Origin of the sequence: Ferrovibrio sp. (assembly GCF_035304305.1) — a bacterium.
Taxonomy (GTDB): domain Bacteria; phylum Pseudomonadota; class Alphaproteobacteria; order Ferrovibrionales; family Ferrovibrionaceae; genus Ferrovibrio.
Window position 1 is genome coordinate 1 of the sequence record NZ_DATGQG010000132.1, and the last position, 13,816, is coordinate 13,816.

Below are 13,816 nucleotides of genomic sequence, written 5' to 3' on the forward strand. Positions count from 1 at the left end.
TCCGCGCGGCGCCGCCTGGGCCATGGCCCGGGCCGCCGCCTCCACCTGGGCCTGGTCGGCGCCGCTGACCACGATGGCGGCAAGCCGGCCGAAGGGCGGCATGCCGGCCCGCTGGCGCTCGGCCATTTCGGCGGCGATGAAGCCGGCCGAGTCATGCCGCGCCAGTGCCGCGATCACCGGATGCTCGGGGTTGAAGCTCTGCAGCAGCACGCGGCCCGGGCGCTCCGCGCGGCCGGCACGGCCCGCCACCTGCGTGAGCAGCTGATGCGTGCGCTCGGCCGCCCGCGGATCGCCGCCGGCAAGGCCCAGGTCGGCATCGATCACGCCCACCAGCGTCAGCAGCGGGAAGTGATGGCCCTTCGCCACGATCTGCGTGCCGACCAGAATGTCGATCTCGCGCCGTTCCATCCGCGCGATCATCTCGGAAATCTGCTGCGGCGTGTTCGCCGTGTCGGAGGCCATCACCGCAAGACGCGCATCGGGAAACAGCGAAGCGGCCTCTTCCGCCAGCCGCTCGACGCCCGGTCCGCAGGCCTTGAAGCGGTCCTCCGCGCCGCAGGACGGGCAGACCTGCGGCAGCCGCTGCTGATGGCCGCAATGATGGCATTCCAGCCGGCCATGGCGCCTGTGTTCCACCAGCCAGGCCGAGCAGTTCGGGCAGTTGAGGCGATGGCCGCAGGCGCCGCAGAGCGTCAGCGGCGCATAGCCGCGGCGATTGAGGAACAGCATCGCCTGCTCGCCCGCTGTCACGGTTTCCTCCAGCGCCGCAACCAGCGTGCTGCTCAGGAATCGCTGCGCCGGCAGACGCTCCTTGCGCATGTCGACGATGTCGATCTGCGGCAGGGCCGCTGCGCCATGGCGTTCGGGCAGCACGGCATGGGCATAGCGCCGTCTCGCCACGTTATGCAGGCTCTCCAGCGATGGAGTCGCCGAGGCCAGCACGCAGGCGATGCCCTCCATCTTGGCCCGCACCACCGCCATGTCGCGGGCATTGTAGATGACGCCTTCCTCCTGCTTGTAGGAGGCGTCGTGCTCTTCATCGACGACGATCAGGCCGAGATCGCTGTAGGGCAGGAACAGGGCCGAGCGCGCGCCGATGACCACATGCGCCTCGCCGCGGCTGATCGCGCGCAGCGTGGCGGCGCGGCGCGCCTCGCTGATCTCCGAATGCCAGGCCCAGGCCGGCGCGTGGAAACGCTGCTCGAAGCGATCCAGCGACTGCTGCGTCAGCGCGATTTCCGGCAGCAGCACCAGCGCCTGCCGCCCGGCTGCCAGGCAGGCGGCGATGGCCTCGTAATAGACTTCCGTCTTGCCCGCGCCGGTGACGCCTTCCAGCAGCGTAACCGAGAAATCGCGCGCCTCCACCGCGGCCCGCAGGCTGGCGGCGGCTTCCGCCTGCGCCGTGCTGAGCGGACGCCCCTCCGCCCGCCAGTCGGGTTGTGCCGACGGCCGGAAGGCCGGCACGCTTTCCGCCCGCAGCGCGCCCAGTTCGAGCAGCTTGCGCACCACGGCAGGCGACACCGCGGCCGCCTCGGCCAGTTCGCCGGCGCCCAGGCCCGGCTGTTCGGCGGCGATCTGCAGCACGCGGTCGCGCTGCGCGCTCGGCCGCATCTCCACGGGGGCGCCGACGAACAGCACCTGCCGCTGGGGCGGCGCCCCGATCAGCGCACGCGGCTCGGGCAGGCACATTTTCAGCACGGCGCCGGTGGGATTCAGCGTGTAGCCCGCCACCCAGTCCACCAGCCGGCGCAGGGCCGGGGCAACGGGCGGCGCGTCGCAGCGCCGGATCACAGCTTTGATCTTGGCGGCGGGCAGCGGCTCCGGCGTACCATCCCAGACCACGCCCAGCGAGACCCGGTTGCCGATCGGCACCTCGACGATGTCGCCCGGCTGCAGCGGTGCCGCAGCCCCGGCCCTGTAGGTGAAGGGCTCGGCCAGCGGCAGCGGCAGCAGGACGCGGATCAGAGGATCGGGGTTCGTCAACAGGGATGTTCCGTCGGAGCCCGGTCCGCCTGGGGTGGCAGCCCCCTGGCGGGTCGGGTATTGTTAACCACGCTGCTTATAGCATCGCTTGCGATTCGGCAGCCATGACCGGCTCAGGAGCTTAGAAGGATGAAATTTTTCGTCGATACCGCGGATGTCGCAGAGATCGCCGAACTGAACGACACCGGCCTGCTGGACGGGGTCACCACCAATCCGTCGCTGGTGGCCAAGACCGGCAAGGATTTCGTCGCCACGATCAAGGAGATCTGCAAGATCGTGAAGGGGCCGGTTTCCGCCGAGGTCACCGCCACCGATCATGCCACCATGCTGGCCGAGGGCCGCAAGCTGGCCGAGATCGCCACCAATGTCGCCGTGAAGGTCCCGCTGACCATGGACGGCCTGAAGACCTGCAAGCAGCTCAGCGACGACGGCATCATGGTCAACGTCACGCTCTGCTTCTCGCCGGCGCAGGCGATCCTGGCCGCCAAGGCCGGAGCCGCCTTCATCTCGCCCTTCGTCGGCCGGCTCGACGATATCGGCCATGACGGCATGGGCCTGATCGCCGACATCGTGCAGATCTACAACAACTACTCGGATTTCGGCACCGAGGTGCTGGTCGCCTCGATCCGCCATCCGATGCATGTCGTCGAAGCGGCCAAGCTGGGCGCCGATGTCTGCACCGTACCGCCGGCCGTGCTGCGCTCGCTGATCAGGCATCCGCTGACCGACAAGGGTCTGGATGCCTTCCTCGCCGACTGGAAAAAGACCGGGCAGTCCATCCTGGGGAACGGGTGATGTCAGACCGCAATGCCACCGCAACCGCGCTTTCCTCGAGCCTCTCCGAGGCCGATGTGGTGGCGTGGCTGAAGGAACATCCCGACCTGCTCAGCCGGCATCCCGATCTCTGCGAAAGCCTGCTGCCGCCCAGCCGGATGCAGGCCGGCGACAACGTCGTCGACCTGCAGCGCTTCATGGTGCAGCGGCTGCAGGGCGAACTCACCCGCGTCACCCATGTCGGCAGCGAGATCCTCGACGCCAGCCGGCAGAATCTCTCGGCCACCCAGCGCGCGCATGACGCCGTGCTGGCGCTGCTGGAAGCCGACAGCTTCGAGCACATGATCCATATCGCGACGCAGGACTGGACCGACCGGCTGGAAGTCGATGCGATCAGCCTCTGCGTCGAAGGCGATCCGCAGCGCATGGCCGATATCGTCACCAGCGGCGTCTATGTCCTGCCGCAGGGCGCGATCGACACCCTGATGGGCGGCCTGCCCGCCCTGCTGCGCGACCGCTGCGACGCCGCAGAGTGGCTCTATGGTCCCGCCGCCAACCTGATCCAGTCGGACGCGCTGGCCAGACTCGATTTCGGCCCGACGGCGCCGCGCGCCATGCTGGCGCTCGGTTCGCGCGAGGCTGACAAGTTCCAGCCCAACCAGGGCACCGAGCTGCTGCAATTCGTCGCCGGCGTGCTCGGCCGCTGCGTGCGCTCATGGCTCGATCTGCCGCAGCCGTAACTGAGCCCGACGACGAGCGGCAGCCCTATTTCCTCGCCGCCGAGGATGTCAAAGCCGCCGCCGAAGCCTGGCATCGCTGGCTGGCGAAGGAAAAGCGTTTCGCGAAACACACCCTGCGCGCCTATGGCCAGGATCTCGGCGGCTTCCTCGCCTTCCTGAGCAGCCATCTCGGCCAGCCCGCGAGCCTGGAAGATCTGCGCAGCCTGCGGCAATCGGATTTCCGTGCCTGGCTGGCGCAGCGCCGCAACGAGGGTCTGGCTTCCACCTCGCTGGCGCGGAGCCTGAGCGCGATCCGCAGCTTCTTCCGCCGCCTGCAGCGCGACGGCCTGGTCGACAATGCGGCAGCGCGGCTGATCGCCACGCCGAAGCGGCCGCACAGCGTGCCGAAACCGCTGAGCGTCGCGGCGGCGAAACAGATGATCGACGCGGTCGACGGGGCCGAAACCGCGCCCTGGCTGCAGGCGCGCGACGCCGCGATCCTGACCCTGCTCTGGGGTGCCGGGCTGCGCCTGGGCGAAGCGCTGGGGCTGAACGGCGAGGACATACCCAGGGGCGACAGCCTGCGGGTTACCGGCAAGGGCAGCAAGGAGCGCATCGTGCCGATCCTGCCCGTCGTGCGCGAGGCCATCGCGGCCTATGTGAAACTCTGCCCGTATCCCATCGCGGCCGGCACGCCGCTGTTCTATGGCGCGCGCGGCAAGCGCCTCGATCCGGCCATCGTACAGAAGGCGATGCGCAACGCCCGCCGCGCCCTGAACCTGCCGGAAACCGCGACGCCGCATGCGCTGCGGCACAGCTTCGCGACGCATCTCCTCGCAGGCGGTGGCGATCTGCGCACCATCCAGGAACTGCTCGGCCATGCCTCGCTGGCGACCACCCAGCGCTATACCGAGGTCGATGCCGAGGCGCTGCTCAGGGTCTACGCAACCGCGCATCCGCGCGCCCGGGCGTAAAGGCGCCATCTGTGACGGCCGCCACAGGCCGTCGCCCCGGCACCGCCACATTCGCCGGGAATAGTCCGGGTCGCCGTATATAATGGACGACCATGCGCCGCCTGATTTACCGCTATCTCCTCCCGGCCATCGCGGCCCTGATTGCCCTGCCCCTGATGGTATCGGGGGCCAGCGTGGCGACGGCGGAGCGCAAGCACTGGTCGAATGCACGCTGGGACAGCATCGGCCTGGCGCCGGATCCCGTCGCCACCCAGGATGCCGTCATCCAGGTCTATGCCGCCCGGGTCTGGGGCTGGCGCGGAGCACTGGCGGTCCACAGCTGGATCGTCGTCAAACCGGCCGGCGCACCCGGCTATACCCGCTACGAGGTGGTCGGCTGGGGCGGCTCGCCGGTGCGGGTCAGCCAGCGCGTGCCGGACGGCTACTGGGCCGGCAATGCGCCGGAACTGCTGCTCGACGTGCGCGGGCCGGACGCCGCAGCCGCCATTCCGCTGGTGATCGCGGCAGCCGAACGCTATCCCGGCCGCGACGCCTACGTGATGTGGCCGGGGCCGAATTCCAACAGCTTCGTCGCCTGGATCGCCCGCGAGGTACCCGAACTCGGCCTGCATCTACCGCCGACCGCCATCGGCAAGGACTGGATCGGCCATGACCGGCTGTTCGCCCGGGCGCCGAGTGGAACCGGCTTCCAGTTCTCGCTGTTCGGCCTGGCCGGCGTGACGGCGGCCGCCACCGAGGGGCTCGAGCTCAACCTGCTCGGCCTGACCATCGGTCTGGATTTTCTGCGGCCCGCCCTGAAATTGCCGGGTATCGGCCGCCTCGGGATGCCGGCCGTCGAGCCCGTCCGGGTACCCGATGCGCCGGCGCCGGCGGTGACCACCGAAGCCTCGCAGGCGAAGAGCTGACGTCATCCGGGGCGCATTTCGCCGCCCGCTCTGATACACTCCCGCCGCACGATCGTGCGGGGACGGGAATCGCATCATGCCTGCGCAGAAGCCGACATATCAGCCGGACACGGAGCAGCCTTTACTCCGGCAGACCGGCATCGGCCTGCGCCCGCCCCATCACGAAGCCCTGCTGGAGATCCGCCCGGCGGAGATCGGCTGGCTGGAGATCCATGCCGAGACCTATATGGGCGGCGGCGCGGCGCGGCATGCCCTCGAGCAGCTGCGGGCGATCTGGCCCGTTTCCGTCCATGGCACCGGCCTCGGGCTGGGCAGCGCCGAGCTGCCCGATGCCGTGCACCTGGAACGCCTGGCAACCCTGGTCGAGCGCACCGAACCGGTCCTGGTGTCGGAGCATCTCGCCTGGTCGAGTCTCAGCGGCTTCTATTTCAACGACCTGCTGCCGCTGCCCTACACGACGGAGAGCCTCGATATCGTCTGCCGCAATGTCGATGTGGTACAGACACGGCTGAAACGCCCGATCCTGATCGAGACGCCGTCGACCTATCTGCGTTTCCGCGACAGCCAGATCGCGGAGGCCGATTTCCTCGGCCGCCTCGCCGCGCGCACCGGCTGCGGCATCCTCTGCGACGTCAACAACATCTACGTCTCCAGCGTCAACCATGTCGGGCTGGAGGCCGCGCCTGCGGTGGCCGAGGCCTATCTCGACAGCCTGCCGCCCACGGCGGTGCATGAAATCCATATCGGCGGCCATTCGGAGGTTCCCGCCGACGGACGGTCGATGCTGGTCGATGACCATGGCGCGCTGGTGGCAGAGCCGGTGTGGCGCCTCTATGCCAGCGCCGTGCAGCGCTTCCCCCATGCCGCAACCCTGCTGGAATGGGACAGCAACCTGCCGCCGCTGCAGCATCTCGTCGCCGAGGCCGAGCATGCGACCCGGCGCCGCGCCGACGCGCTGGCCGCCAGCGACCAAAGCCGGAATGATCCCGAACGGAGCAGCGATGAGCGCGCTGCTTGAGCACCAGCAGGCTTTCGCCGCCGCGCTTGCCGGCGAGATCTCGACCCTGGCCGGCATGGTCATCGGCGACACGATCCCGGCCGAGCGGCGCATCCAGCTGCATCTCGATCAGGCCCAGACCGGCCTGCTGGAGACGCTCGCCACCACCTTTCCGGTGACGCGCGCGCTGGTCGGCGAAGCCTTCTTTGCCCAGATGGCGCGCGACTTCATCGCCGCCGAGCCGCCCCGCTCGCCGGTGCTGGCGGAATATGGCGGCAGCTTCCCGACCCATCTCGCCGCGCAGCCCGACCTCGGTGGCCACCATTATCTGCCCGACATCGCCGCTTTCGAATGGGCGCTGCATTTCGCCGGCTGGGCGGAAGACGCCGAACTGCTGCAGCCGGCCGACCTGCCCGATCCGGAAGAAACCGCGCGACTCGTGCTGCCGCTGCATCCCTCCGTGCAGCGGCTCTCGACGCCCTTTCCCGTCGACGAGATCTGGCAGGTGCATCAGCCCGACGCGCCGGCGATCCAGCGCATCGAGATGAGCGGCGGCACGGAACGCCTGCTGGTCTGGCGCCGCGGCCTCGAGCCCTGCTGGCGCAGGCTGGATGCCGGCGAGGACCGCCTGCTGGCCGAGATCGGCAGCGGCGTCGCGCTGGGCGCTGCCGCCATGGCGGCCGGCGGCGAAGCCGGCTTCGATTTCGCCGCCAGCTTCAGCTGGATGCTGGACGGCGGCGTCTTTGCACGACCCTAACGGTCAGTCCAGCCAGGCATAGGCCGCCGCCAGCATTGCCTCGACGCCGGTCTTCAGCGTCGGATTCAGCACCGGCGCGAAGAAGGGCGAGTGATTGACCGGGATCGGCTCGCCGCCGGCCTGGGCAGCGGCGAATTTCTGCGGATCGGTACCGCCGACCCACCAGAAGACCGAGGGCACGTTCCACGCCTTGCCGAAGAGGCCGAAATCCTCGCTGCCCGACAGCGGCTCCATCAGCGTCAGCCGCACGGCGCCGAACTGCCGACCCAGCGCCTCCATGGTGCGCGCCATGGCCGCCTCGTCATTCACGGTCAGCGGGAATTTGCTGATCTCGCGGATTTCCGGCAGCTTCGGCGCGCCCGACGCGGTCGCTTCCGCCTCGATGATGCGTTTCACCGAGGCGAGCACACGGTTGCGCACCTCCTCCTTGAAGGTGCGGATGTTGAGCCGCAGCAGGGCCTCGTCGGGGATGACGTTCTCGTTGAGCCCGGACTGGATGGTGCCGACGGTGACCACCGCCTGGTCTGCCATCGCGACCTCGCGCGACACCACGGTCTGCAGCCGCATCACGGTGGCCGAGGCCATCACGACGGGATCGATGCTGTTCTGCGGCATCGAGCCATGGGCGCCCTGGCCGAAGATGCGCACTTCCCAGCTGTCGGCCGCCGACATCGCGGTGCCGGGCTTGTAGCCGATCTGGCCGGCCGGCAGCGGAATGAGATGCTGGCCGAGACAGACGGTCGGCTTCGGAAAACGCTTCACCATGCCGTCAGCCAGCATGGCCGCGGCACCGGCGCCGATCTCCTCGGCCGGCTGGAACACCGCCATCACCGTGCCGCGCCAGTGGTCGCGCGACTCTGCCAGCAGGCGGCAGGCCGCCATCTGCCAGGTGACATGCATGTCATGGGCGCAGGCATGCATGATCGAGACCGACTGGCCGAAACGGTCGGTGCCGGTCGCGCTGCTGGCATACGGCAGGCCGGTCTTCTCCTTCACCGGCAGGGCATCCATGTCGGCACGCAGCAGAACGACGGGACCGTCGCCGTTCTTCAGCAGCCCGACCACGCCGGTCTTGCCGATGCCCTCATGCACCTCGAAGCCGCAATCCTTCAGCCAGGCCGCGGCGATGCCCGCGGTGCGCACCTCCTGCATCGAGAGTTCGGGATGCGAATGCAGGTCGATGTAAATCTCCTCCAGCCGCGGCAGCATGGCGTCGATCTTCGAGAAAGCCGCGGCGCGGCCCGCATCGCCGGTCTTCACCTGGACATTCATGGCAGTTTCCTTCCCGTTATCTGAATTCCTGCAGGGGCGGCAGTCCGGCCCGCGCCCGGGGCAGGCCGGCCCGCGCCAGCCGCGATTCGCTGCAGGCATCGTCGATCTCGTCCAGCAGCGCGAGAATCTCCTGCCCGAGCCGCAGCACATCCTGCGGCGGCAGCGCATCGGGATGTTCGACGAGCGTGAGAAGCTGCAGCACCTGCCGCTGCTTGTCCGCCTGCTCCGGCGTCAGCGCGGCATTGGGAGATTCAAGATCACACCAGCGGCACATCGCAGGATTTGACAGGATCGTCCGGCCGCGGTCAATCCGCCTTCGCTTCCCCGCCGCGGCCAGCCCAGATCAGCGCCAGCGGACCGAGCAGGACGCCAAGTCCCATCACCGACAGGCCGATGCCCCAGCCCAGCACGCTTTCCTCGCCGAGGCCGCGCTGCGAGGCATCCAGCGCCAGACCGACAAAAATCGGGCCGAGCACCGAGGTGCCGAAGCCCAGCGCCGAATGCAGGGCCATGGTGGCGCCGCGATGCTCGGGCTCGGCCGCCGCCATCATGCCCGAGGTCAGCGCGCCGGAATCGCCGCAGACGAAGACGAAATACACGGCGCAATAGAGCAGCACCGCCCAGACCGGCATCACGGCGGTGAAGCCGATGGCGAGACCGAACAGGCCCGACAGGGTCATGATCAGCATCAGCGCGCGCCGGCGGCCGATCTTCAGCGCCAGCTCGTTGCCCATCAGGCTGGCCGGAAGACCGATCAGGGTGATGACGGCGGCGAGCACGGTCGGGCTCGGCAGCTGTGCCGCCACGGCCGCATCGCGGGCCAGCACGAAGACGAGGAAGGCGGTCAGCCAGGAGCGCATGGCGGTGAGCTCGAAGCCATGGGCCGCGTAGCCGATGATGTAGCCCATGGCCGAGCGGTTGCGCAGGACCGGCTTCAATGCGAACAGGCCCTTCTTCGCCTGTGCGGGCGGCTGCTGCGGCGCCAGCATGAACCAGGCCAGCACGGCGGACAGCAGGCTGAAGATGCCGAGCATGCCGAAGCTGACCCGCCAGCCGTAGTATTCCGAGATCAGGCCGGTGACCGAGAAGCTCAGCGCGATCGCGATGGAATAGCTCGCCGTGTAGAAGGTGACGGCGCGGCTCTGCTCGCCGCCCCTGAGCCGGTCGGTCAGCGCGCGCAGGCCCGGCATGTAGACCGCCGCCTGTCCCGCGCCGGCAACGGCGCGCAGCACGAAGCCGGACCAGAAGCCGTCGGCAAAGATGGCGAAGGCCAGGGTCAGCAGGCCGGTGACGGCGCAGCCGATCACGAAGATGATCCGCGCGTCGTAGCGATCGGTGATGGTGACCGCCGGCGCCACCAGCAGCATGTAGCCGAAGTAGTAGACGCCGGCCAGCCAGCCGGCCTCGGTGTTGGTCAGATTCCAGTCGGCAATGAAATCGGGCAGCAGCGCGGGCACGCTGGCGATGGGCAGGATGGCCAGCACTTCCAGTGCGGAGAGCAGGAAGATCAGTTGACGCGATGACATGGGTGGGGAGGAACGGTCTGGGCGGGAGGAAAAGGCGTGCTATGGTTCTGCCCAAGTATCGTCCGATCCCGGTCAATCCGCCAGAGCCCTGTCACCGAGATACGGGGCCCGGCCGTCATCAGGGAAACGCCATGTCGCCGCTGCTCGCCACCCGCCGCTCCGTCCTGTTCGGCTCCGCCGCCCTCGGCGCCACCGCCCTGCTGGGCTGCACGCCGCGCTACGAGAATCCGACCCCGGTCGTCTTCGTGCATGGCAACGGCGACACCGCCGCCCTGTGGCACACCAGCTTCTGGCGCTGGGAGAGCAACGGCTTCCCGCGCGACCGTCTCTTCGCCATCGACTTCCCCTACCCGCTGGCGCGCAGCAACGACGCGGTCTACCAGCGTCTGCGCTCTTCCAGCACGGACCAGCGCGAGCAGCTCGCCGCCTTCGTCGCCGAGGTGAAATGGCGCACGAATGCGCCGAAAGTGGCCCTGGTCGGCTCGTCCCGGGGCGGCAACGCGATCCGCAACTACGTCAAGAATGGCGGCGGCGCGGCCCATGTCAGCCACGCCGTGCTCTGCGGCACGCCGAACCATGGCGTCGTCGTCTCGCAGTCCGCGCTGGCCGGCAGCGAGTTCAACGGCGCCGCGCCCTTCCTGCAGCAGCTCAATGCCGGGCCGAACGAGGTGGTGCCGGGCGTCGCCTGGATGACCACGCGCTCCGACAATGCCGACAAATTCGCCCAGCCGGACGGCCGCTATCTCGGCATGCCCGGACAGCCGACCGGCGTCACCTTCGAGGGCCCGGCGCTGAACGGCGCGAAAAATGTCGTGCTGCCCGACCTGGACCATCGCGAGGTGGCCTTCCACCCGCAGGCCTTCGCCGCGATCTTCGAGTTCCTCATGAATGCCGCGCCCGCGACGACGGGCATCGCCGCGGAGGCCCGCCCGGTGCTGAACGGCAAGGTGAACGGCATGCCGGGCGGCGTGCAGACCAACCTGCCGGTCGCCGGCGCCGTGGTCGAAATCCACGAGACCGAGCCGCAGACGGGCCGGCGCCGCCGCCTGGTGCACCGGCAGGAAACCGGCAGGGACGGCTACTGGGGCCCCTTCACCGCCTCGTCCTCAGCGACCTACGAATTCGTCATCTCGACGCCGGACAGCCCGGTGACCCATATCTACCGCTCGCCCTTCCCGCGCTCGTCGTCGATCATCCACCTGCGTCCGGGCACGCTGAGCGACAAGGACAAGCTGGCCGGCAGCGTTGTGACGCTCAGCCGCCCGCGCGGCTATTTCGGTCCCGACGACATCGTCACCTTCGACGGCCAGCGCGCCCCCGGCATTCCCGACGGCGTACCGACGGTTTCCACCTCCACCCTGCTGCTGCCACCCGGCGCGCCGCAGCAGAGCATCACCTGCCGCTTCAACGAAGAAACCATCGTGGTGCAATCCTGGCCGGTGGCTGACAACCGCGTGGTGATCGCCGAGCTGCATTACTAGCGGCGGATCAGCACCAGACCGCCGGCCACGATCAGCGCCGTGCCGATCCAGGCCGCAAGGCTCGGCACGTCGCCGAACATGACCCAGCCGATCAGCGCGGCGAAAGCCACCGAGGAATAGCCGAAGGGCGCCAGCCAGGCGGCATCGGCGATGCTGTAGGCGCGCAGATTGCAGAGCTGGCCGGCGATCGCCATCGGTCCCAGCAGGGTCAGGAGGGCCAGCTGCTGCCACGGCGCCGCGGTCCAGAGCAGCAGCATCGGCAGGACCAGCAGCAGCGCGGCGAAGCCGTTGACATGCAGCAGCATGGACAGCGCGGTTTCGTGCCGGGTGAGAAACTTGATCAGGATGATCTCGCAGGCGATCAGGAAGGCGCCGAGGATGGCGAGCAGCGGCGCGAGGCCGGCATCGAAAATCGCCGCCATGCCGCCACCGGAAGGCGCATTGCCGCGCACGATCACCAGCGCGCCGGCAAGACAGAGCAGGGCCGCGACGATCTGCCCGCGCGTGACCCGTTCGCGCAGCAGCAGGACGGCCAGCAGCATGGTGAACATGCCCTGCAGCAGGGCGAGCGCGGCGGCATCGGCCAGCGGCATCAGCGTCGCCGCCGCAATGTTGCAGCTGCCGCCCGCGACGCCGCAGAAGGCGCGCAGGAAATGCAGCCCCCGCCGCTGGCTGGCGCGGATGGCGGGCCAGCTGCGCCGCTGCAGCGCCACCAGTCCGCTTACGGTCGCAAAGCCGCTGAGATAGCGGATGAAGATGATCTGGATCGCCGGGATCGCGCCGCCGGTCAGCTTGCCCGAGGCAAACAGCAGCGAGAAGGCCAGCGCGCCCGCAAGTACCCAGAGCGCGGCGACGAGCTTGGATCGGGTGCTGGCGGTCACGTTGCTAACCAGGAAGACAGGGACGAAAAAAGGGCGGCCGTAGAGCCGCCCTTCCGTCACCACGGGAACACCCGTTCAGATGTTGATCGTGCGGCCGTCCACGGCCAGCGCCGCTTCCTTCACCGCCTCGGTCAGCGCCGGATGGGCGTGGCAGGTGCGGTAGATGTCCTCGGCGGATGCGCCGAACTCGATGGCCATGACGAGTTCCTGGATCAGATGGCCGGCATCGGGCCCGATGATATGGGCGCCCACCACCTTCTTGGTCTTCTCGTCTTCCAGGATCTTCACGAAACCGTCGGTCATGGTCATGGCGCGGGCGCGGGCATTGGCGGTGAAGGGGAACTTGCCTGCCTTGTAGGCCACGCCGGCGGCCTTGAGCTCTTCCTCGGTCTTGCCCACGGCCGCCACTTCCGGCCAGGTGTAGACCACCGAGGGAATGGCGTCGTAGTTGATATGCGGCTTCTGGCCGGCCAGCATCTCGGCCAGCACGACGCCCTCTTCCTCGGCCTTGTGCGCCAGCATTGGACCGGCGATGCAGTCGCCGATCGCATAGACGCCGGGCGCGGTGGTCTGGAAATGGCCGTCGGTCTTCACCCGGCCGCGCTCATCCAGCTGAACGCCCGCCGCTTCCAGCCCGACGCCCGCCGTATAGGGCCGGCGACCGATCGAGACCAGCACCACATCGGCCTTCATCTCCTCCGCGGCACCACCCGCCGCCGGCTCCAGGGTCAGCGTCACGCCGCCCTTGCCGGCCTTCGCGGCCGTCACCTTGGTGGAGAGTTTGAACTTCATCCCCTGCTTGGTGAGGATGCGCTGCATCTGCTTCGACACCTCGCCGTCATTGGTCGGCAGGATGCGGTCGAGGAATTCCACCACGGTGACATCCGCGCCCAGACGGCTCCAGACCGAGCCGAGCTCGAGGCCGATCACGCCGCCGCCGATCACCACCATGGTCTTCGGCACGCCGCCGAGGGTCAGCGCGCCGGTGGACGATACCACCTGCTTCTCGTCGATCTCGATGCCCTTGAGCGGCGTCACCTCGGAACCCGTGGCGATCACGATGTGCTTCGCCGAATAGGTGCCCTTGGACTCGCCGCTGACCTCCACCTTGCCGCCGCCGAGCAGCTTGCCGGTGCCCTTCAGCCAGGTGATCTTGTTCTTCTTGAACAGGAACTCGATGCCCTTGGTGGAGGCATCCACCACGCTCTGCTTCTGCTTCATCATCGCCGGCAGATCGAGGTCCAGCTTGCCGACCTTGATGCCGTGGGTCGCGAAGCCGTGGCCGGCCGCATGGAAATGCTCGGAAGACTGCAGCAGGGCCTTGGACGGGATGCAGCCGACATTCAGGCAGGTGCCGCCGAGCGTGGCGCGGCTTTCCACCACCGCGGTCTTCATGCCGAGCTGGGCGCAGCGGATCGCCATGGTATAGCCGCCCGGGCCGGCGCCGATGATGATGATGTCGAAAGCCTGATCGCTCATGGGCTTACTCCAAAGTCTCTGATTGTCTGGAACTGACGCGGTGACGGCATAAAACAAGGGCGGGCCCG

The 13,816-nt window shown here is 68.6% G+C and carries 13 protein-coding genes; 7 read left to right on the forward strand and 6 right to left on the reverse strand.

The window, feature by feature from the left end:
• A partial coding sequence (locus VKZ87_RS14890) for a primosomal protein N' (protein WP_324222051.1) occupies positions 1–1,983 on the reverse strand: 1,983 nt, incomplete at its 3' end.
• A 129-nt stretch (positions 1,984–2,112) separates the two neighbouring features.
• On the opposite strand from VKZ87_RS14890, the gene fsa reads away from it, so the two are divergent.
• From fsa to VKZ87_RS14920, 6 genes are all read left to right on the forward strand, one after another.
• A complete protein-coding gene (fsa, locus tag VKZ87_RS14895; RefSeq protein ID WP_324222052.1) occupies positions 2,113–2,778 on the forward strand; it encodes a fructose-6-phosphate aldolase in 666 nt (221 codons plus the stop codon).
• On the forward strand, positions 2,778–3,497 hold the full coding sequence (locus VKZ87_RS14900; RefSeq protein ID WP_324222053.1) for a DUF484 family protein: 720 nt from the start codon (positions 2,778–2,780) through the stop codon (positions 3,495–3,497). Before fsa ends, VKZ87_RS14900 begins: the two co-directional genes overlap by 1 nt.
• Positions 3,473–4,450 carry a tyrosine recombinase XerC gene (locus tag VKZ87_RS14905; protein WP_324222054.1) on the forward strand — a complete coding sequence of 326 codons (978 nt, stop codon included), beginning with the start codon at positions 3,473–3,475 and terminating at the stop codon, positions 4,448–4,450. Before VKZ87_RS14900 ends, VKZ87_RS14905 begins: the two co-directional genes overlap by 25 nt.
• Positions 4,451–4,542: 92 nt before the next feature.
• On the forward strand, positions 4,543–5,355 hold the full coding sequence (locus VKZ87_RS14910) for a DUF3750 domain-containing protein (RefSeq protein WP_324222055.1): 813 nt from the start codon (positions 4,543–4,545) through the stop codon (positions 5,353–5,355).
• Between the two features lie 76 nt (positions 5,356–5,431).
• Positions 5,432–6,373, forward strand: coding sequence for a DUF692 domain-containing protein (locus VKZ87_RS14915; RefSeq protein ID WP_324222056.1), 942 nt, complete (start codon positions 5,432–5,434; stop codon positions 6,371–6,373).
• Entirely contained in the window at positions 6,357–7,109 is a 753-nt protein-coding gene (locus tag VKZ87_RS14920; RefSeq protein ID WP_324222057.1) for a DNA-binding domain-containing protein, read from the forward strand. Before VKZ87_RS14915 ends, VKZ87_RS14920 begins: the two co-directional genes overlap by 17 nt.
• A gap of 3 nt (positions 7,110–7,112) precedes the next feature.
• Here VKZ87_RS14920 and VKZ87_RS14925 read toward each other — a convergent pair whose 3' ends face one another.
• Genes VKZ87_RS14925 through VKZ87_RS14935 form a run of 3 tightly spaced genes read right to left on the reverse strand, consistent with a single transcriptional unit; the run spans position 7,113 to position 9,907 of the window.
• Complete coding sequence (locus VKZ87_RS14925) at positions 7,113–8,381, reverse strand: amidohydrolase (RefSeq protein ID WP_324222058.1); 1,269 nt, start codon at positions 8,379–8,381, stop codon at positions 7,113–7,115.
• Between the two features lie 16 nt (positions 8,382–8,397).
• A complete protein-coding gene (locus VKZ87_RS14930) occupies positions 8,398–8,655 on the reverse strand; it encodes a hypothetical protein (protein ID WP_324222059.1) in 258 nt (85 codons plus the stop codon).
• Between the two features lie 31 nt (positions 8,656–8,686).
• Positions 8,687–9,907 (reverse strand): MFS transporter, encoded by a 1,221-nt coding sequence (locus VKZ87_RS14935; protein WP_324222060.1) that lies wholly within the window; start codon positions 9,905–9,907, stop codon positions 8,687–8,689.
• Between the two features lie 131 nt (positions 9,908–10,038).
• Here VKZ87_RS14935 and VKZ87_RS14940 point away from each other — a divergent pair, with 131 nt between their 5' ends.
• The gene (locus VKZ87_RS14940) at positions 10,039–11,388 is read left to right on the forward strand and encodes a hydrolase (RefSeq protein WP_324222061.1); all 1,350 of its coding nucleotides are present in this window, start codon (positions 10,039–10,041) and stop codon (positions 11,386–11,388) included.
• On the opposite strand, the gene VKZ87_RS14945 is transcribed toward VKZ87_RS14940, so the two are convergent.
• A complete protein-coding gene (locus VKZ87_RS14945; protein WP_324222062.1) occupies positions 11,385–12,269 on the reverse strand; it encodes a DMT family transporter in 885 nt (294 codons plus the stop codon). The two genes, VKZ87_RS14940 and VKZ87_RS14945, sit on opposite strands and share 4 nt — an antisense overlap.
• Positions 12,270–12,344: 75 nt before the next feature.
• Positions 12,345–13,748, reverse strand: a complete 1,404-nt coding sequence (gene lpdA, locus VKZ87_RS14950; RefSeq protein ID WP_324222063.1) for a dihydrolipoyl dehydrogenase — start codon at positions 13,746–13,748, stop codon at positions 12,345–12,347.
• Between the last annotated feature and the right edge of the window lie 68 nt (positions 13,749–13,816).